This window comes from Sphingomonas sp. AOB5, assembly GCF_029433115.1.
Classification (GTDB): Bacteria; Pseudomonadota; Alphaproteobacteria; order Sphingomonadales; family Sphingomonadaceae; genus Sphingomonas.
Window position 1 is genome coordinate 36,751 of the sequence record NZ_JARNTV010000025.1, and the last position, 19,069, is coordinate 55,819.

Consider the following 19,069-nt stretch of genomic DNA (forward strand, 5'->3'; position numbering starts at 1 on the left):
GGTGACGCCCACCGCGTAACCCGCTAGGGACGCGCGCCATGCCTTCCGTTTCCGATCGCCGTACCTTCGCCATCATCTCGCACCCCGACGCGGGCAAGACCACGCTGACCGAAAAGCTGTTGCTGTTCGGCGGCGCGATTCATCTTGCCGGCGAAGTGAAGGCGCGGGGACAGGCGCGGCGCGCGCGTTCGGACTGGATGAAGATCGAGCAGCAGCGCGGCATCTCGGTCACCAGCTCGGTGATGACGTTCGAGCGCGGCGGGATCACCTTCAACCTGCTCGACACACCGGGCCATGAAGACTTTTCCGAGGATACCTATCGCACGCTGACCGCAGTCGATTCGGCGGTGATGGTGATCGACGTCGCCAAGGGTATCGAGAGTCAAACCCGGAAATTGTTCGAGGTCTGCCGCCTGCGCAACGTGCCGATCATCACTTTCGTCAACAAGGTGGATCGCGAAGGCCGCGAGGTGTTCGAGACGCTCGACGAGATCGCCAACCTGCTCGCGCTCGACGTGACGCCGATGACCTGGCCGGTCGGCATGGGCGGCACCTTCCAGGGCATTTACGACCTCGCCAACAATCGCCTGCTGCTGCCCGAGGGCGACAGCCGCGAGTTTCAGGGCAAGGTGGTGCAGCTCAGCGGTCTCGACGATCCGCAGCTCGACGAGCTGGTCTCGCCGGAGAACGCCGCGAAGCTGCGCGAGGAGATCGAGCTGGCCGGGGTCGGCTATGTCCCGTTCGACGGCGAAGCCTATCGCAACGGCGACCTGACGCCGGTCTATTTCGGATCGGCGCTGAAGGAGTTCGGCGTGGATTCGCTGATCAACGCCCTGGCCGAACATGCCCCGCCGCCGCATGCCCTGCCCGCCGAACCCGCACCGGTTTCGCCCGATGCGGCGCAGGTCACCGGTTTCGTGTTCAAGGTGCAGGCGAACATGGATCCCAATCACCGCGACCGCATCGCGTTCATGCGGCTCGTCTCGGGTACCTTCAAGCGCGGCATGAAGCTGACGCCGACCGGCCATGGCAAGCCGATCGCGATCCATTCACCGATCCTGTTCTTCGCCCAGCAGCGCGAGCTGGCCGACGAAGCCTTTCCCGGCGACATCATCGGCATCCCCAACCATGGCGTGCTGCGCGTGGGCGATACGCTCTCCGAACGTGCGGACGTGCGCTTCACCGGTCTGCCCAATTTCGCGCCGGAAATCCTGCGCCGCGTGGTGCTGAAGGACCCGACCAAGACCAAGCAGCTGCGCAAGGCGCTGGACGATATGGCCGAGGAAGGGGTGACGCAGGTCTTCTATCCCGACATCGGATCGAACTGGGTGATCGGCGTGGTGGGGCAGCTCCAGCTCGACGTGCTGCTGAGCCGCCTCGATGCCGAGTACAAGGTCGCGGCTGGCCTCGAGATGGCGCCGTTCGAGACCGCGCGCTGGATCTCGTCGGACGATCCGGCGGCGATGAAGGAATTCGTCGAGATCAACCGCGGCGCCATGGCCAAGGATCGCGACGGCAACCCGGTGTTCATGGCGAAATCGGCCTGGGAAGTCGGCTATATCGCCGACCGCTATTCCAAGGTGAAGTTCGCCGCCACGCGCGAGCGCTGATCCAGATAACGGATCACGTTCACCAGCACGCCTTCGTTCTTCAGGCCGTTGCCGCTCACGAACACGCCGGTCTCCGGCGTACCCGGCAGGGTGAAGCTGTACGCGCTGCTGCCGGGATATGCCGATCGCTCGGGCACGATATCGAGGCATTGCGAGAGCTGCAGCGCCAGCCGCTCGGCCTCGGCCCCGCCCTTGCCGTCCGGCAGATCGTAGCGGCTGCAGGCATAGATGGCGCGCGGATATCGGGTGCCATCGTCCATGCCGTTCATCGTCGCAACGTCCGCGTCCTCGATGCCGACCACGGGCACATAGACCTCGCAATCGAACCCATCGATACGCAACGTGGCGGGCACCTCATTGTCCTGAAAGGTCACGGGGCGGGCCTGGATCCGGACGAAATCGGGATCGATCCGCGCAAGGTCGATCGCGCTGCGGACGGTGGGGCACAGCGCGCCCGCCTCCTCGATCTGCGGCGCATGGCCGTCGCTCGGCCCGGCCAGCAGGGCAACCGCCGCCAGAGACGTCACACCTGCCCTGATCCCGCTCACCGGCCGACTCCAAGAATGTCCGGCCGGATGCTGTCACAGCCGCGGGGCAGCGTCCATCAGTCCACCCATTCCTCGCGCAGCGGCTTGGCCGCCAGCCACATCAGCAGCGCCGCGACCAGATAGCAGACGAGGCTGAGCAGCATCGCATAGCGCAGCGATTCGGTGCCGAAGCTCGGCTCGAGCATATCGGCCAGTCCGCCCAGCACGAAGATACCGACGCCCAGCCCGATCAGATTGTTGATCAGCAGGAAGCTGGCCGAAGCGGTCGCGCGCATATGCGCGGGCACGAGATGCTGGACCGCCGAGATCACCGGGCCGAGCCAGATATAGGCCAAAGCCTGCGGCACGACGAAGAACAGGAAAGCGGCGGTGACGGTGGACGACAGGATGCCGCCCGCGAACAACGGCACGGCCAGAACGAAGGCAATCGCGGGCAGCTTCGCATAGGCCGCCCGGTCGCGCACACCGAGCCGGTCGCCGATGAACCCGCCCGCCAGCACGCCGGCGATACCGCCGAGCAACAGGATCGCGCCGTAGAAATTGCCGGTCTGCGCGGGATCGAGGCCGAAGCTCTCCTTCATCAGCGTCGGCAACCAGAAGGCGAGGCCATAGCCCAGCATCGAGCTGGCCGACGCACCGAAGGCGAGCAGCCAGAAGCTCTTCTTCTTCGCGAGGATCGAGAAGACATCGCCGAACGGCGTCGCCTTCACGGCATTGCGGTCGCGCGGCGCTTCGCGGACGATCAGGCGGAACAGCGGAGCGATCGCCACGCCCAGAACACCGACGACGATGAACGCGGTGCGCCAGTCGATCGACTTGGCGATATGCCCGCCCAGCATCACGCCCGCCGCCGATCCGATCGGGATGCCGAGCGAGTAGATCGCCAGCGCGCGGGCGCGCGATCCGGCGGGGAAATAGTCGGCGATCACCGCATAGGATGGCGCGACACCACCTGCCTCGCCCACGCCGACGCCGAGTCGGTAGAGGAAAAGCTGGGTGAAGCTGTTCGCCATGCCGCACAGCGCGGTGAAGCCGCTCCACACCGCAAGGCTGCCGGTGATCACCCAGGTACGGCTGGTGCGATCGGCCAGCATCGAAAGCGGGATGGCCAGTGTGGAATAGACCGAAGCGAAGGCGATGCCGCCGAGCAACCCCATCTGGCTCTTGCTCAGCTGGAGCTCGGCCATGATGCCGGGCGCCAGGATGCTGAGGATCTGCCGGTCGACGAAATTGAAGGTGTAGACGAGCAGCAGCATCGCCAGCACGACGCCGCGATAGGCGGGCGTGGCGGGGGCAGCAGCGGGAGCGGTAGAATCGGCCATCGGGCTTCCTTGACAGGAAAAGGGCCGGGAGTCGTGAGACGCCCGGCCCAGGGAGGTTACGCGTTTTGTGGGAGCCGCGTCAGAACTTGCCGGATCAGAACTTGATCGTGCCGGTCACGAACACCTGGCGCGGATTGCCGTAATAGGCGGTCAGCACGCCTTCGGTGCCCAGCGTCGGGATATAGGCGCCGGTGCCGGTCAGGTTGAAATTGCCGGTGTCCGGGTTCTGGCTGAGGAAGTTGTAGCCGGCGACGATGTAGCGCTTGTCGAACAGGTTCTTGCCGTGGACGCCGATCGAGAAGTTGTCGTTGATGTCCCACACGAAGTTGGCGTCGAACAGCGAATAGGCCGGCTGATCGAGCATCGGCGTGCGCAGTTCGAACTGCTGCGAGTCGCTGCGGTACGACCAGGTGCCGCTGAGCGAGATCGAGCCGTCGCCGACCGGGACCGAATAGCCCAAAGTCGCGCTGGCGGTCAGGTCCGGGGTGTTCTGGATCTTGCGCTTGCTGGCGACGTCGATGCCGCGGGCATCGATGAAGCGCAGATACTTGGCGTCCATATAACCCAGCGACCAGCTGAGGTTCAGGCGGCCGCCGGTGGCGCCCAGATCGCGGGCGAGCACGGCATTGCCTTCGAACTCGATGCCACGGATGCGCGCCTTGCCGGCATTGGTGGTCACGCCGATGAAGGTCTGGGTCGGCACGCCGCCGATGATCGTGGTGGTGCCGATCGAGCCCGGAACCTGCACATCGATATAATCCGAGTTGAACACCGCCAGCGCCCAGCTGAGGCGGCGATCGAACATCGATGCCTTCCAGCCGATTTCGTAGGTGGTCACCTTTTCCGGATCGAACGACATGAAGTCATAGACCTGCTGGTCGTTGCAGGTGCCGCCGCCGGGCGTGCGGCACGCGCTCGACTGGCCACGCGGATCGAAGCCGCCGCCCTTGAAGCCCTTCGACCAGCTTGCATAGAGCTGGTGATCCGAGCTCGGCTTGAAGCTGAGCGAGGCGCGCGGGGTGAATTCCTCGAAGCTGCCGACGCCCGAGAAGTTCGAGGTCTGCGCGAACAGCGTGCCGGTGCCGCCGAAATAGGGCGAGCCGCCACCCAGATAGGTGTTGCGGATCACCGTGGCGCGACGGGTATCCCAGGTGTAGCGGCCGCCGGCCGACACGCTGAACATGTCGCCGAAGTCGTAGGTGAAGTCGCCGAACACCGCGACAGTGTTGGTCGAGACGTTGCCGAAGGTCAGCGCGGTCACGCCGCCGGGCAGGCGCACGTCGAACACGGTGCGCGACTTGGCGTCGAGATAATAGATGCCGGCCAGGCCCGAGAAGGCACCGGTATCGATCAGGAACTGCGCTTCCTGGCTGAACTGCTTGTTGTTGTAATAGGCCGGCACGTCGACCTGCACCGCGGCGAGCGCGTCGAAGTCGATCGGCGAGGCGCTGTCGTCCTTGCGATAGCCGGTGATCGAACGGAAGGTCAGCCAGTCGGTCGGCTTCAGCTCGGCGAGACCGGTGATGCCCCAGCTCACAACGTCCTGGGTCGGGAGCAGCAGGCCGCCACGCGAGTCATAGACGTCCGCGAGCACCGGGGTGCCGCTGGCGATGCCCGGGATCAGGCGGTGGCCGCCGCGGGTGTTGCTCTTGTCCTTGGTATAATCGCCGGTGACGCGGAAATAGGCGGTGGTCGCCGGTTCGAACTCGAGCGTGGCGCGGCCGGCCCAGATGTCCTTGTTATAATTGTCCTGACCGGTGGTCAGGTTCTTGCCGAAGCCGCCGCGCGACAGGCGGGCGAAGGCGCCGCCGACCTTGAAGCCGGTATCGCCGACCGGGGTCGACGCACTGACGACCACATCGGCCTGGTTGTAGGTGCCATAGGTGCCGCGGACCTTGACCGTCGGATCGTTGCCGATGCGCGCGGTGACATATTTCACCGCGCCGCCGATGGTGTTGCGGCCATAGAGCGTGCCCTGCGGGCCGCGCAGCACTTCGATGCGCTCGACGTCATAGATGTCGAGCACCGCGGCCTGCGGGCGGTTCAGATACACGTCGTCGAGATAGAGGCCGACGCCCGCTTCGAAGCCGGCGACCGGATCCTGCTGGCCAACGCCGCGGATGAACGCCGACAGGGTCGAGTTGGTGCCGCGCGAAACTTCGACGGTCACGTTCGGGGTCGTCGTACCGATATCGGTGATGTCCATCGCGCCGCTCTTTTCGAGCTGCTCGCTGCTGAACGCGGTGACCGCGATCGGCACGTTGAGCAGCGATTCCTCGCGGCGGCGGGCGGTGACGACGATCTCGCCGGTATCTTCGGCGGCGGTGGTTTCGTCGGCGGCGTCCTGCGCATAGGCGGGAACGGCGGACAGCGCAGTGAAGGCGGCGCCGGCGTAGAGAATCGTGCGAATGGACGGAATCATGCGTGACATCAGGTAGTCCTCCCCAATTATGACCCGTTCTACTGGACGGGTTGCAGGTCGTTGCCGGATGACATACTGAAACATGAACCAGGTTTCAACTTGGGAAATTGAGGGGAGAGCGAAAATGGCCGAAGGGCGTGGCATCACGGCCACATCACCGGCACCTGGGGCGGACGAGATCGCGGGCACGCAGCCCGGCGAAGCGATCATCGGCACCAGCGAAGCGAGCGCAGGCAAGGAGCCGCGCACCGCGCGCGGCCGCAAGACGCTGCGCGCCATCCTCGATGCGGCAGCGGTGGAATTCGGCGAGAAGGGCTTCCACGAAGGATCGATCGCGGGGATCACGCGCCGCGCCGGCGTCGCGCTGGGCAGCTTCTACACCTATTTCGATTCGAAGGACGATGTGTTCCGCGCGCTGGTGCGCGACATGTCCGAACAGGTGAAGGAACATGTCGGCCCGGCGATTCGCGCCGCATCCGGCCAGATCGACGCCGAGCGCGCCGGCCTGCTCGAATTCATGAAGTTCGCCCGCTCGCACAAGGAAATCTACCGGATCATCGACGAAGCCGAATTCGTCGATCCCGAAAGCTTCCGCATGCACTATGCGACCACCGCCGATCGTATCGCCGCGCGCCTTCGCGCCGCGGCCGAACGCGGCGAGGTGCGCGACGATATTTCCGAGGTCCATGCCTGGGCGATCATGGGGATGAACGTGTTCCTGGGCCTGCGCTACAGCGTGTGGGCCGACGATGCCGATCCCGAGGCGATCGCCGATACCGTCGCATCGATGCTGGCACGGGGAATCGCAGCGAAGGAGTGAGCGTCAGTCCTTCGACAATTGATCCTTCAGCCCCGCCAGCGCGCCGAACGGGCTGGATTCCTTCGCCTTCAGCGCTTCGGCCTCATCCTCGCTGATCACGCCCGCAGTCTTGAGCGTCTCGCCAGCCGCGGGGCTGCGCGGAAAGGGATCGAGCGCCAGCGCGAGCGTTTCCGCCGCGGCCTCGCCCAGATCGATCGCGCCGCCGGTGAAGAATACCGTGTCGCATTCGTCCTCGGACAGCTCGACTTCATCGCTGTCGCTGCTGCTGCCTTCAGGCAGGAAGCGAATGTCGAAATCCTCATCGACCGCGGCGGGCACAGGATCGCCGGTTACGACGCAGCTTTGCACGACCTTGGCCGAGAGATGGCCGGTCGCGCGCACGCCGCCCGCTTCGCTGCGCAGCTTGTAACTTGCCTGAAGCGAATCGATCGCCTGCAGATCGAACCGTTCGGCCAGCGCGGCACGTTCGGCCGCATCGGCGGTCACGGTCAGGCTGCTCTCGCCCGCGCCGATCTGGTCCAGCCGGTGCGGCCTGTGGAATTCGGGCACAGTCACTCGGGCAGCTCTCCGTCGAGCAGGGTCGTGACCGGCGTCGATACCAGGCAATGATGCAGCGCCATCAGCTTCGCCTCGACATGTGCCAGCGCTTCAGGGGCGGGCGCATTGCCGCGATAGACGTTGCGCACCAGTGCGGGCTTGAGATCGCCCGATTCCAGAGCAGTGCGATAGGCGCCGAGCCGGCCGCCGATCATGCCCATCATCTTGCCGATGCGCTTGCCGACGATGATGTCGCCCACGCCCCACTCGCGAAGCTGGCCGTCCATATCCTCGATGAAGACTTCGGCGAGCTGGGTGCTGGGCAGCGTGGCCGCGGGTTCGCCTTCGAGCCGGAGCAATACGAACGACATGACCGCCGCGATCATGTCGAACCGGCCGTCGACCGTGTCGGGCACCGCGCCTTCGACATACCAGTGCGGCTGGCGCGCCCGCTTGACGACGGCGTCGTACAGCAGCGGCGCGGTGCCGCGATCGGGCTTGCCGAACAGTCGCTGAAAGATGCTCATCCCGATTTCATTCCCTGAATCAGCCATGCCGCGCCCCGTTCTGGCGCGCATCGACCTTGTTTGGCCGCAATTCCACGCATATTGAGGCGTTCGATACGCGATGCAACGCGCGTATGCGGCGTTATTGCCTGGAGAAGTTGATGTCGATCTTTCCCGTCCGCGTGCTGGCTTCGGCCGCGGTCCTCGCGCTTCTGGGCACGTCCGCCTGCGCGCCGGTGCGCACGCATCAGGGCTATATCGTCGACAAGGAGCTGGTCGATTCGATCCAGCCCGGCGTCGACAATCGCGATTCGGTGCTCAAGACGCTCGGCCGTCCGACGCTGACCAGCCAGTTCAACGAAGGCGAGTGGTATTATATCTCGCGCGACAGCCGCAATTACGGCTTCAACTCGCCGACCGCGAAGGAACAGCTGACGCTGCGCATCCGCTTCGATTCGGCGGGCAATGTCGCTTCGGTCGATCGTACCGGCATCGAGCTGGCATCGAACATCGATCCGACCGGCAAGAAGACCCCGACGCTGGGCCGCAGCCGCAGCTTCTTCGACGATCTGTTCGGCAATATCGGCACGGTCGGCGCGCCGGGCGCTGGCGGTCCGGGCGGCGGCCAGGGCCAGTAACCTTCCTGTCTGGCGCATGAAGCGCGCGTTCCCGCGCGGTTCAGTGTCGCCCTTCTAGAACAGTCTCAACCGGCGGACGTCCAGGCGTCCTCCGGTCGGGAAATGTCAGGAGGACGGACAATGAAGAAGTTTATCGGTGCTGCGGTTCTCGCAGCCATAACGATGCCGGTGGTCATTCCGGCCGCTCAGGCCCAGTCGCGCGAACAGCGCCGCGATTACCGCGATGACCGTCGCGACGACCGCCGCGATTATCGGGACCAGCGTCGCGACGATCGCCGGGACTATCGCGATGACCGGCGTGACGACCGCCGCGACGATCGCGCCGATCGCAACCGCCGCTGGGGCAATGACGACTGGCGCGGCTGGCGCAATTCGAACCGCAGCCTCTATTCGCGCGGCAGCTGGCGGGCCCCGTTCCGCTACAACAGCTTCCGTCCGGGCGTGAGCATCGGCGTGAGCTTCTATGGCCCGCGCTATCGCATCTCGGATCCGTGGCGCTATCGCCTGCCGCAGCCGGGCTACAACCAGGCCTGGGTGCGTCACTATGACGATCTGCTGCTGGTCGACACCCGCCGTGGCCGCGTCATCCGGGTGATCCGCAACTTCTACTGGTAAGCGGACAAGACGAACTGGCCCCGGAGCGGCGCGAAGCCGCTCCGGGGCCTCGTCACGTCTGGCAACCATGATGATTGGCCAAGACGCGGGTCCCGAAAGGGGGGAGGGACCAATTCGCGAAACGCGGGAGAGTCGTTTTGGTTCAGCGTTTTTGAAGCAGTTTCGGTGCTGAACCGCTCAACGGATCGTAAACACGATCTGGTCGACGACTTTGCCTGACAAATCGACAAGCCGCAGCCTGTGCTGGCCCCGCCCCGCGGCGATCATCGGACCAGCGCTGGCAAGCCCCAGATCGGTCTTGTCGAGGATCAGCCGGTGGCCCAGCACGTCCCCCGACACCGCGATCGACAGCTTCTGCCGGTCGGCGGGAATATCGGGATCGATCGCATAGACGCTGCCCGAGGCCGGATTGACGATGCGCGGGCGGCGCGATTCGGGCGGGGCGCTGGCGACCAGCGTCAGCCCGGTTCCTTTCAGGAAATATTCGCGGCGCGGCTGCTCCAGTCCGCCGGCAAAGCGGATCGCACGCTCCTCGACATCGCCCGGGCGGGGCAGTGCCTTGCCGGGATTGCCCTGATGCAGCGCGATCATCACGTCGCGCCACACCGGCGCCGCGCCGCTGGTGCCCGAGACGGCGCGCATCGGATCGCCTTCCATGTTGCCGACCCAAACCGCGACGGTGAAACGGTCGGAGAAGCCGACGCACCAATTGTCGCGCATCGCCTTGGACGTGCCGGTCTTCACCGCGGCCCAGAAAGGCAGGCGCAGCGCCGAATCGAGACCGAAGGTCGCGGCGCGGGCATTGGGATCGGACAGGATATCGCCGACGATCCATGCCGCCTCGGGCGTGGTCGTGCGGCGCTGGCGCTCGATCTTCTCGCCCTTCACCATCCGCAGCGGGGTCCAGCGCCCGCCCAGCGCGAGGCTGCGATAGGCCGCGGCCTGCTCGACCAAAGTCACTTCGGCCGATCCCAGCGCAAGGCTGAAGCCATAATATTGGCCATCCTCGACAAGGCCCGCATAGCCGGTGTCGAACAGCCGGTCGCGAAACGCCTCGACCCCGACCAACAACAGGGTCCGCACCGCGGGGACGTTGAGCGATCCGGCCAAGGCGACGCGGGCCGAGACCGGCCCCTTGAAGCCCTTGTCGTAATTCTGGGGCACATAGAGGCCCGAAGCGGTGTCGAGCTGCACCGGCGAATCGTCGAGGATCGACGCGGCGGTCAGATAGCCCTTCTCGATCGCCTGCGCGTAAAGGAACGGCTTCAGCGTCGACCCGGCCTGACGATAGGCGGTCGCGCCATTGACCGCGGGCGCAGTCGAGGCGCCGCCGATGCCGCCGACCAGCGCCAGCACGTCGCCACTGGCATTATCGACCACCACCACCGCGCCATCGCGCGCGCGGGTGCCGCCAAGGCCCTGCAGCTGCCGCCGCAATGCCTCGATCGCCGCACGCTGGATGCGGGCATCGATCGTGGTGGTGATCTTCAGACCCGGCTTGCGCAGCAGCATGTCCGCCAGATGCGGCGCAAGCCCCGGATCGAGCGCAAGGCTGCGCGCCGGGCCGAGCATCGCGACGGCCGCGGGCAGGAAGCGGCTGCAGTCCCTTTCCTTCGACAAGGCACAGGCGCGCTGGGCGACCTTGGGCGCGGGCGCACCCGGTTCGGGCAGCAGTGCTGCGAGCAACAGCGCATCGTCGCGGGTCAGCGCCGCCGGGGTCTTGCCGAACAGGCCGAGCGCCGCCGCGCCGATCCCCTGCGCTTCGCCGCGGAACCCGGCAAGGTTGAGATAGGCTTCGAGGATCTCGTCCTTGTTCCAACGCGCCTCCAGCGCCCAGGCAGCGCGCATCTGGCGCAATTTGTCCCAGGTGCCGCGCTGGCCCGGCGCGGCGAGATCGGGCGCGAGGAAGCCCGCGACCTGCATCGACAAAGTGGAAGCGCCACGCGAGCGCTTGCCCTCGAACCGGTCGCGGATCGAGCCGCCGAGCGACAGCCAGTCGACCCCGCCATGCTCGCGGAAACGCCGGTCCTCGGCCGCGAGAATCGTCTCGCGTGCATCGGGCGAGATATCGCCCAGCTTCGTCCAGCCAAGGCGGCGGACCTGATAATCGATGCGCGAACTGTCGAGCAGCACGCCATTGCGATCGTACAGCCAGGCTTCGGACGGGGTATAGCGCGCGCGTTGCTGGGCATAATCGGGCAGCAGCGGCGGGAAGGTGATCCAGTCGAGTGTGGCATAGCCGCCGACCAGCAGCGCCGCGACGCTCGCCACGATCCGCGGCGGGGTGAGGATGCCGCGCCAGCCGCGTTCGTCCCAATCCTGCTCGAGCAGCGCGGTCCGTTCGCGCAGCCACCGGATCGCGCTCCCGGCGAAGGCGGAGGTGCGACCCCGCAGCCGGCCCCAGCTGTCGGCAATCCGATTGCGGAGATCGCCAAAGGTGGGTCCCCGCTTTCGCGGGGACGGCGACGAACCCTGGCTACCTTCCGCGTCGCTCACGTCACCTTTGTGCCACGGTCACCGGCTGGTTGGGCACCTGCGAGCGGATCGCGGGCGAATACATCGCCTCGACCCGGGTCGCGGGCAGGTTGAAGGTACCGGCGGCATTCAGGCGCATCACATAGGTGACGGTGAAGCTGCCGCGCGGGACCCAGCCGAAATAGGCGCGCCAATTGTCGCGCCCGCGCTCGATATAGCTGGGCTGGATTCCCTCGCCCGATCCGGCCGCATCGCCCAGCATCGCCGACTGGCCGCCCAGATTGCTGACGACGGTCGCACCCGCTGGCACCGGATCGCTGACCACCACCCAGTTGCGCTCGGCACTGGCTTCGACCGTGATCGTCACCTTGACCACGTCGCCGCGCGAAAGTGTGCCGGGCTTGAACGCCTGGATCACTTCGGTGGTCTTGGTCATCTTGTACCCGGCGTTCAGCGTCTGGGTGAGCGGCACCGCCGCCTTGACCGAGACGAAAGCCCAGGGACCGGTGCCGCCCGACTGGGTCATCACCAGCGGCGTGCTGGCGGCGGGCAGCGCGAAGCTGAAGCTGCGCTGCGGTTCCATCAGCGGCCAGGGGCGGCTGATCGTCTGGCCGCCCAGCGTGCCGGTGGTGATCCCGGTGATCGCTTCGGCCGGATAGAGCGCCATGAAGCGCCGCGCCGCGACCGTGCCCCAGGCATTGGCCGTGGTCGTGTCCCAATGGCCGCGCGTCTGGCGCATCGCCACGCCGACCATCATCTTGCCCGAGTCATTCTCCCAGCCGGGGCGGCCGAGCGTGACCAGCACGGCCTTGAGCGCCGCTTCGTCGTCCGACGACATCAGCCACCATGGGCTGTTGCCCTTGTCTGACAGATCGACGCGCGTGCCTTCATAGACGAGGCGGGTACGCAGCACCTTCTCGGCCTCGGCGCGCAGGGCGTTGCCATTGGCAAGGCCCGGAACGCGCTGCAGCGCCGAGATATAGTCGGCGAGCGTGGCGGTCGGCATTTCCGTCGCCGGGATGCCAAGCTGGCCGAGCATCGCCGGAGTCGCGGCGCCATTGCGGGCGAGCGCCGCGAAGGCAGCGACCCGCTGGAGCCGGACATCGCCATAATCCTCGCGGCGCAGGCGGCCATCGAGCACCGCCTTCAGCGCATCGATCATCTTCGCCTTCGGCCCATCCGGCAGCGGCAGGCCCGCTTCGGCGGTGATCGAGAGGAGATAGGCGGTCAGCGCTTCCGATCCCGCCAGCTTGTCGTTGACGAAGTAGCGCGCCAGCCCGTCACCATCGATATAGGCGGGCAGCTCGGCGGCGATCAGGTTCCACGCCCCCGAATCGCCCGTCGCGATCGCACGCGAGGTGCGCTGCTCGAGGCAATTATAGGGATAGCGCAGCATGTAATCGCGCACGCCAGTAAGCGGCGGGGCGAGCGTATCGGCCAGCAGCACATCGACCGAGCCGCGGCCCGGCAGCGCCCCTGCAGGCGGCGCGATGTTGAAGCTGGTGCCGCTGCCGACCCGCGCCAGCGTCGCCGCCCAGGTTTCGACCGGCACGGCAGGCACCACCTGCTGCGTCACCGAAACCTTGTCGACTGCCTTTCCGTCGGCACTCTTCGCTTCGACGGTCCAGTTGAGATTGCCCTCATTGGCAGGCGCGGTGAGGTTCCACGCGACCGGCACGGCGCCGCCCGCGGGGATATCGACCGTCAGCGGATTGCCGGTGGCAACTGCCGGATCGAGCTTCACCGTGGCGGTGACCTTCATCGGCTTGTCCGAGCCGTTGCGCAGGGTGAAGACCGAGCTGTAGCGGTCGCCGGTGCGCACCAGCGGCGGGATGCCGGAGAAGATGCTGAGATCCTGCGCCGATCGGATCACCGCTTCGCCGGTGCCGAACTGGGCGGTGCCGTTGGTGGCGATTGCGACCAGGCGGAAGCTGGTCAGCGCGTCGGACAGCGGCACCTGGACCTTGGCGCGGCCATTGGCGTCGAGATCGACCTTGCCCTTCCACAGCAGCACCGGCTGGAAATTTTCGCGGTTCAGCCCCGAGAGATCGCCGCCGCCGCCACCGCCAGCCTCGACCGCCTTCTTGCCGTAATGCCGCTTGCCGACGACCTGCATCTGCGCGGTCGAGGTCAGCACCGAGAGCGGGCGGCTACCCATCATCGCGGTCAGCACGTCCCAGCTTTCGTTGGGCGAGAGGATCAGCAGCGCTTCGTCCACCGCGGCGAAGGCGACATCGGCCTGTGCGGCGGGCTTGCCGTCGGGCGTCTTCACCTCGACCTCGACGGTCGCGGTGTCGCGCGCGGCGTACTTCTCCTTGTCGGCCTTCACCGCGACGCCGAGGCGATGCGAATCCCAGCCCACCTTCACCCGGGCGATGCCGACGCGGTAGCTCGGCTTGGCGAGATCGACCGTCGCGGTCGGCTTGCCGCCATCCTTGGAGAAGATGTTGGTGCCCCAGTCGCGCGCGGTATCGGCGCGCCATGCCTGCCAGCCGTCGACACGGCCGCGCACGGCCATGACCGAGACATAGACGTCGGGCGCATAATCGCCCGGCATCGGCACTTCGATCACCGGATCGGTGCCGGTCAGGCCGACAACGAAGCTGCTGAGCACGCCTTCGCGCTCGACCGTGACGAGCGCGGTCGCTTCGCGGAACGGCATGCGCACCTGGAATTTGGCAGTCTCGCCTGCCTTATATTCCTGCTTCTCGGGGATGACGTCCATGCGGTCGCCATTGTCGCCGCCGAACCACCATTCGTCCTCGCCTGCCAGCCACACCGACTGGACCGCGCGTGCGACGTTTCCGTTGGCGTCCTTGGCGCTGGCGACGGCATAGATTTCGCCCGACACGCCGGGATTGACCTGACAGGTGGCAAGCCCCTGCGCATCGGTGGTCGCCGAGCAGGTCGCGGCGATGCGCGTGGTGCGCATCTGATTGTCATAGGCATAGAAGCCGCCGATCAGGCGGCGCCGCGCGGTCAGTATCTCGCGGCTGAACAGCTCGACCGAGATCGCCTGCCCCGCAATCGGCTTGCCCGAGGTATCGAGCGCGACGAAGCGCAGGCGCAGATCGTCCTGCTTCATCAGCCAGCCATCGGTCTTCACGCCCAGCTGCACCGCCGAGGTGTAGATCGGGATGCGGCGCGAGGCGGTCAGGATCTCGCCATTGGCATCCTGATAATCCATCTCGACCACCATCGAGGTGGTGTCGGTCAGCGTCTGCGGCACATCGACGCTGGTGCGCGCCGATCCTTCGCCGTTCAGCGTCGAGGGCAGCGTCTGGGTCGGCGGCAGCGCCGGGCCGGACTCATATTCCTCGTCATTGCCGTCGATCGGCTTGACCCCCTCGGTCAGCGGCTGGCCGCCAAAGCTGTAGCCTTCATAGCCCGCAGGGGTGCGGAAGCCGGGGAAATAGCCGACGCGCAGCTCGACCGGCAGGTTCGACGCCCCGCCACCCGAGAGGTAGCCCGCGAACAGATCGAGCGGCACGGTGGTCGGGCGGACCAGCGCGTCCTTGGGCCCGGTCACGCTCGCGCGCATCGTCGGCAGGCGATATTCGTCGATCTTGAACGACTGGTCGGTCCAGATCGTCTGCTCGGTGCCTGCTGCGTCCTTGTAGACCACCTGCAGATCGTAATCGCCCATCGGCGCGCCCTGCGGCGCGGTCCAGTCGGTCTCGCCGTTTCCGTTGGCGTCGATCGCGATCGGCAGTTCGAACTTGGTGTCCGACCCGCGATGCGACAGGCGCAGCGTGCCGGTGAGCGCGGTGCCCGGGCCGAAGCCCTTGGCGACCGGCTTGCGGACGATGTGCTTCATGTGGATCGCCTCGCCCTGACGGACGAGCGAGCGGTCGAATACGGTGTGGAAGATGTCGCCGGCCGGATCCCAGCCATAGGGCAGGTCGAAATCGCTCGGGCGGATGCCCTCGCCCCAGCTCGACAGGTTGAAGCTGAAATCGTCGCCCTTGCGCGCCGAGATCATCAGCGGATGCGCGCCGCCATCGTCGCAGCTCGACCAGCTTTCCGGCTCGGGCAGGCCCGCGGGCACGCCGAGACGGCCCGAGGCATCGGTGGTGCCCTTTGCCAGCAGCTGACCGGTGCAGCTGTCGGTGATCTGGACATTCGCTTCGCCCACGCCCGCGCCGCTATCGAGCGCGGTCACCCAGACCAGCGAGCCTTCGCGGCCCCATTTGAAATGGACCGTCATGTTGGTGACCAGCGCGCCGGCAGCGACATAGCGCGTCGCCTTGCGGCCGAGCAGCGCCTCGCCCAGCCGCGGGCTGGCGATCTCGACGACATAGAATCCGGGCTTGCCCAGATTGATGCCGACGACTTCGAATTCCTTGCCCGCGCTGGGCAGGCCGAACTGATAATTGGAGGCGCCCGCGACGCCCGCCAGGATCGACTTGGCGCCGGTCTGGTTGATCCGCACGGTTTCCTTGCCGCGCTTCACTTCGTCCGACTTGTAATCGTCGGCATCGTCGATGGTGCGCAGCCACTTGGCGACTTCGCCGTCGCTGTCGACCTTCAGCGTCTGGCCCGACAGCATCAGGCGGCTGCTGGCCAGCTGCGGCTCGACATTGCGGACGGTGACGGGAAGCGTGCCGCCTTCCTTCAGCTCGAGAATGCCGAAGGTCGCGGCAAACTTCACCAGCGGCGGCGGCTGGTCGAAACGCACTTCGAGCGGGAAGCGCTCGCCATTGCTGAGCTTGCGGCCGCTTTCGTCGGCGATGCCCGCGGGCAGCACCAGCTTGGCGGTCATATCGGCTGGCAGCGGCGCCTTGAACTTCACGTCGCCGACGAACGCCTTGTTCTTGTCGCTGTCGCTCAGGATCGGGGTGAGTTCCTTGCCGTCGGGCAGGGTGATGCGGATCGCCTCGGCCTGCGCCTTGGGGATCGGCGCGGAGAAGCGGACCCATGCTTCCTGCACCGGGCTGCACCCGGCCTGCGGATTGACCCGCGAACATTCGAAGCGCGCCGTGAACGGCTTGCGCACGGTGAAGTCGAAACGCTGGTCGGCGCCCGCGACGCGGCCGGTGGGGCTCTTGATGTCCTTGCCCCACATCAGCGCCATGTCCTTGCCCGCGGGCAGGGCACGCTTGCAGCGCAATGCGACAAGGCTCTCGGTCGCCTTGGCGCGATCCTCGGCCTTTGCGGGCAGCGTCTGGGGCAGGCCGGCATCGGTCAGGAAGCTGCGCACTTCCCAGCGATCGGTGCCGAGATCGGTCAGCAGCTTGGCGGGCACGTCGCCGCCCAGCACCTCGACCGGGATCTTCTCGCCAATGCCGTCGACCGCGCAATAGGCGCCGGTGGCGACCGAGGCGCGATCCACGCCCATGTTCGCGGCGACGATGAAGACCTGGTCTTCCTCGATCTCGCTCGAATAGCGGCTGGGCAGCACGGCGCGGGCGATGGGGCCGCCCGAATCGACGGTGAATTCGCGTTGGCCGACCAGATCATAGCCGGACAGGGTCTTCAGCTTGTCGCGGAAGGCGAATTTGCAGGTCACGCCGCCGGGCAGCGGATTGGCAAATTCATAGACGAAGGTCTGCTGATCGACCCAGCGCCCCTCGCCCGCGACCGGGCATTCGACCTTGAACGGCGAAGCCGCGCGGGGATCGCCCAGAGGCACCATCGGATGGGTGAAGCGCACGGTGAAGCGCTCGATCGCGCCGTCGCCGATGCCGGGGGTGGCCATTTCGACCTGGGGACTATTGTCCCCGAATGCAGCGACCGCACCGATTGGCGCGAGCGCCAGAGCCAGCAACGCAAAGCGAGCACCGAGCTTCATGGCATCTTTCCCCTAAGGCCGGGCGCGACGATAGTGCGACGTCATGGCGTGTCCAGCGAACATTTGGCTGGACGAACGCGGCGCGACGTGAGCGGGCATCGCGACCGCGCGCTTGGCGGTCGGCATCTACGATAGCCGCCATAATGGACTGAATAGTCGCGCCAAGTCCTTGAGCGCGCTCGCCACGGCCCGGATAGTCATCGCTCCGAATCGGAGGGGTCGCGTTGGGGGCAGCGACGTTCATTGCTGCCGGCATCATCGCCGGGATCGACGCGATTGCGCGCGAGGCGACGCTGTTCGCGGCGATCTGGTTCCTGGCCGGCGGGATCGACGACCTGATGGTCGATCTGGTCTATGGCTGGCGGCGGCTGCAGCTGTGGTGGCGCGGCCCTGTCCCCGAACCGGTCCTGCCTCCGGCGACAGCGCCCGGCCGGATCGCGATCTTCGTGCCTGCCTGGGATGAATCGCGGGTGATCGGAGCGATGCTGGGCACAGCGCTCGCGCGGTTCGACTATCCCGATTATCGTATCTTCGTCGGTACTTATCCCAACGACCCCGCGACGATCGATGCGGTTGCGGCCATTGCCGAGCACGACTCGCGGGTGCGGCTGGTGATCGGTCCGAATCCCGGCCCAACCACCAAGGCCGATTGCCTGAACGCCCTGTGGCGCGCGCTGCTGCGCGACGAGGCCCGCGACGGCGAGCGGGTGATGGCGATCGCGCTCCACGATGCCGAGGATATGGTTCATCGGCTCGAGCTGCGGGTCTTCGCGCACGAGCTGAACGGGTACGATGCGGTCCAGCTGCCCGTCATGCCGCTGCGCAAGGCGGGGTCGCCATTGGTCTCGGGTCACTATTGCGACGAGTTCGCCGAGGCACACGCCAAGCAAATGCCGGTGCGTCAGACCCTGCGCGCCGGGCTGCCCTTTGCGGGGACCGGCTGCGCGATCCGTCGCGAGATGATCGGACGGATCGCCGATGTACGCGGCGGGGCGCCGTTCGATGCCGAAAGCCTGACCGAGGATTATGAGCTGGGCCTGACCATCGCCGCGATGGGCGGACGGACGGTATTTACGCGCACGCCGGAAGCGCCGGGCGGTCCGCCGGTGGCGGTTCGCGCCTATTTCCCTGACCGGTTCGATGCCGCCGCGAAGCAGAAGGCGCGATGGATGACCGGAATCGCACTGGCGGGCTGGGACCGCACCGGATGGAGCCGCGCAGGCGCGATCGGCGATCACTGGATGCGGATGCGCGACCGGCGTGCGATCCTCGAGATTCCGGTGCTGGCGCTGGCCTATCTGGCGCTGGCGACATGGGCGCTCTCGCTGGCAGGGCATATCGCCATGCAATCGCCGCTGCCCGCCTATCCCGCATGGATCGGCTGGCTGCTGGGGTTCAATTTCGCGCTGCTGGGCTGGCGGGTGGCAATCCGCACCCTGTTCGTGACCCGCGCCTATGGCTGGCGCGAGGCACGCTGGTCGCCGTTGCGGCTCATGGTCGGCAACATGGTGGCGCTGGCCGCGGCGCGGCTGGCGATGCTGCGCTATCTGGCCATGCTGGCCGGCGCTGTCCCGCAATGGGACAAGACCGAGCATGATTTCCCCGAAGATGCCGAGCTGGCAGCCGGATGACGGCGCTGGCCACCGGGCGCGGGCGGCCGCTGCGTTTCCTCGCGCTGGTCCTGCTCGCATGGATCGGCGGGCGGATCGCGTTCCTCTGGCTCCAGACCGGATCGCTGCCCGAGGCGATCCGCAGCTTCGCGCCGGGCACCCTGCCCTCGCTGCC

General features: G+C 66.7%; 12 protein-coding genes. 5 read left to right on the top strand and 7 right to left on the bottom strand.

Features of this window, described 5'->3' with window-relative positions; genetic code table 11:
* Positions 1-38: 38 nt before the first annotated feature.
* The gene (locus P1X14_RS12465) at positions 39-1,610 is read left to right on the top strand and encodes a peptide chain release factor 3 (protein WP_277315696.1); all 1,572 of its coding nucleotides are present in this window, start codon (positions 39-41) and stop codon (positions 1,608-1,610) included.
* Here P1X14_RS12465 and P1X14_RS12470 read toward each other — a convergent pair.
* The 3 genes from P1X14_RS12470 to P1X14_RS12480 all read right to left on the bottom strand — a co-directional run bounded on the left by P1X14_RS12470 (position 1,571) and on the right by P1X14_RS12480 (position 5,911).
* On the bottom strand, positions 1,571-2,158 hold the full coding sequence (locus tag P1X14_RS12470) for a hypothetical protein (protein WP_277315697.1): 588 nt from the start codon (positions 2,156-2,158) through the stop codon (positions 1,571-1,573). The two genes, P1X14_RS12465 and P1X14_RS12470, sit on opposite strands and share 40 nt — an antisense overlap.
* Before the next feature lie 56 nt (positions 2,159-2,214).
* A complete protein-coding gene (locus P1X14_RS12475) occupies positions 2,215-3,480 on the bottom strand; it encodes an MFS transporter (RefSeq protein ID WP_277315698.1) in 1,266 nt (421 codons plus the stop codon).
* Between the two features lie 94 nt (positions 3,481-3,574).
* Positions 3,575-5,911, bottom strand: a complete 2,337-nt coding sequence (locus P1X14_RS12480; protein ID WP_277315699.1) for a TonB-dependent receptor — start codon at positions 5,909-5,911, stop codon at positions 3,575-3,577.
* Between the two features lie 115 nt (positions 5,912-6,026).
* Between P1X14_RS12480 and P1X14_RS12485 the strand changes: the two genes are divergently transcribed.
* Positions 6,027-6,722 carry a TetR/AcrR family transcriptional regulator gene (locus P1X14_RS12485; protein ID WP_277315700.1) on the top strand — a complete coding sequence of 232 codons (696 nt, stop codon included), beginning with the start codon at positions 6,027-6,029 and terminating at the stop codon, positions 6,720-6,722.
* A gap of 3 nt (positions 6,723-6,725) precedes the next feature.
* Here P1X14_RS12485 and P1X14_RS12490 read toward each other — a convergent pair whose 3' ends face one another.
* Both P1X14_RS12490 and P1X14_RS12495 read right to left on the bottom strand, forming a co-directional pair.
* Positions 6,726-7,277 (bottom strand): DUF177 domain-containing protein, encoded by a 552-nt coding sequence (locus tag P1X14_RS12490; RefSeq protein WP_277315701.1) that lies wholly within the window; start codon positions 7,275-7,277, stop codon positions 6,726-6,728.
* Positions 7,274-7,786, bottom strand: a complete 513-nt coding sequence (locus P1X14_RS12495; protein ID WP_277315702.1) for a ubiquinol-cytochrome C chaperone family protein — start codon at positions 7,784-7,786, stop codon at positions 7,274-7,276. The genes P1X14_RS12490 and P1X14_RS12495 overlap by 4 nt, the downstream gene beginning before the upstream one ends.
* Positions 7,787-7,926: 140 nt before the next feature.
* On the opposite strand from P1X14_RS12495, the gene bamE reads away from it, so the two are divergent.
* Positions 7,927-8,403: an outer membrane protein assembly factor BamE gene (gene bamE / locus P1X14_RS12500; protein ID WP_277315703.1), complete on the top strand. Its 477-nt coding sequence runs from the start codon at positions 7,927-7,929 to the stop codon at positions 8,401-8,403.
* A gap of 120 nt (positions 8,404-8,523) precedes the next feature.
* Complete coding sequence (locus tag P1X14_RS12505) at positions 8,524-9,018, top strand: RcnB family protein (RefSeq protein WP_277315704.1); 495 nt, start codon at positions 8,524-8,526, stop codon at positions 9,016-9,018.
* Between the two features lie 177 nt (positions 9,019-9,195).
* Here the strand turns inward: P1X14_RS12505 and pbpC are convergent, their stop codons facing one another.
* Positions 9,196-11,289: a penicillin-binding protein 1C gene (pbpC, locus tag P1X14_RS12510; RefSeq protein ID WP_277315708.1), complete on the bottom strand. Its 2,094-nt coding sequence runs from the start codon at positions 11,287-11,289 to the stop codon at positions 9,196-9,198.
* Between the two features lie 226 nt (positions 11,290-11,515).
* A complete protein-coding gene (locus P1X14_RS12515; RefSeq protein ID WP_277315705.1) occupies positions 11,516-17,284 on the bottom strand; it encodes an MG2 domain-containing protein in 5,769 nt (1,922 codons plus the stop codon).
* Between the two features lie 224 nt (positions 17,285-17,508).
* Here P1X14_RS12515 and P1X14_RS12520 point away from each other — a divergent pair, with 224 nt between their 5' ends.
* Positions 17,509-18,915 (top strand): glycosyl transferase family protein, encoded by a 1,407-nt coding sequence (locus P1X14_RS12520; protein ID WP_277315706.1) that lies wholly within the window; start codon positions 17,509-17,511, stop codon positions 18,913-18,915.
* Positions 18,916-19,069: the final 154 nt, after the last annotated feature.

Bases quoted from the DNA above. Each gene is read 5' to 3' on its own strand.
- P1X14_RS12465 (WP_277315696.1), top strand. From the start codon at position 39: ATGCCTTCCGTTTCCGATCGCCGTACCTTCGCCATCATCTCGCACCCC.
- P1X14_RS12475 (WP_277315698.1), bottom strand. From the start codon at position 3,480: ATGGCCGATTCTACCGCTCCCGCTGCTGCCCCCGCCACGCCCGCCTAT.
- P1X14_RS12480 (WP_277315699.1), bottom strand. From the start codon at position 5,911: ATGTCACGCATGATTCCGTCCATTCGCACGATTCTCTACGCCGGCGCC.
- P1X14_RS12485 (WP_277315700.1), top strand. From the start codon at position 6,027: ATGGCCGAAGGGCGTGGCATCACGGCCACATCACCGGCACCTGGGGCG.
- P1X14_RS12495 (WP_277315702.1), bottom strand. From the start codon at position 7,786: ATGAGCATCTTTCAGCGACTGTTCGGCAAGCCCGATCGCGGCACCGCG.
- bamE (WP_277315703.1), top strand. From the start codon at position 7,927: ATGTCGATCTTTCCCGTCCGCGTGCTGGCTTCGGCCGCGGTCCTCGCG.
- P1X14_RS12505 (WP_277315704.1), top strand. From the start codon at position 8,524: ATGAAGAAGTTTATCGGTGCTGCGGTTCTCGCAGCCATAACGATGCCG.
- P1X14_RS12515 (WP_277315705.1), bottom strand. From the start codon at position 17,284: ATGAAGCTCGGTGCTCGCTTTGCGTTGCTGGCTCTGGCGCTCGCGCCA.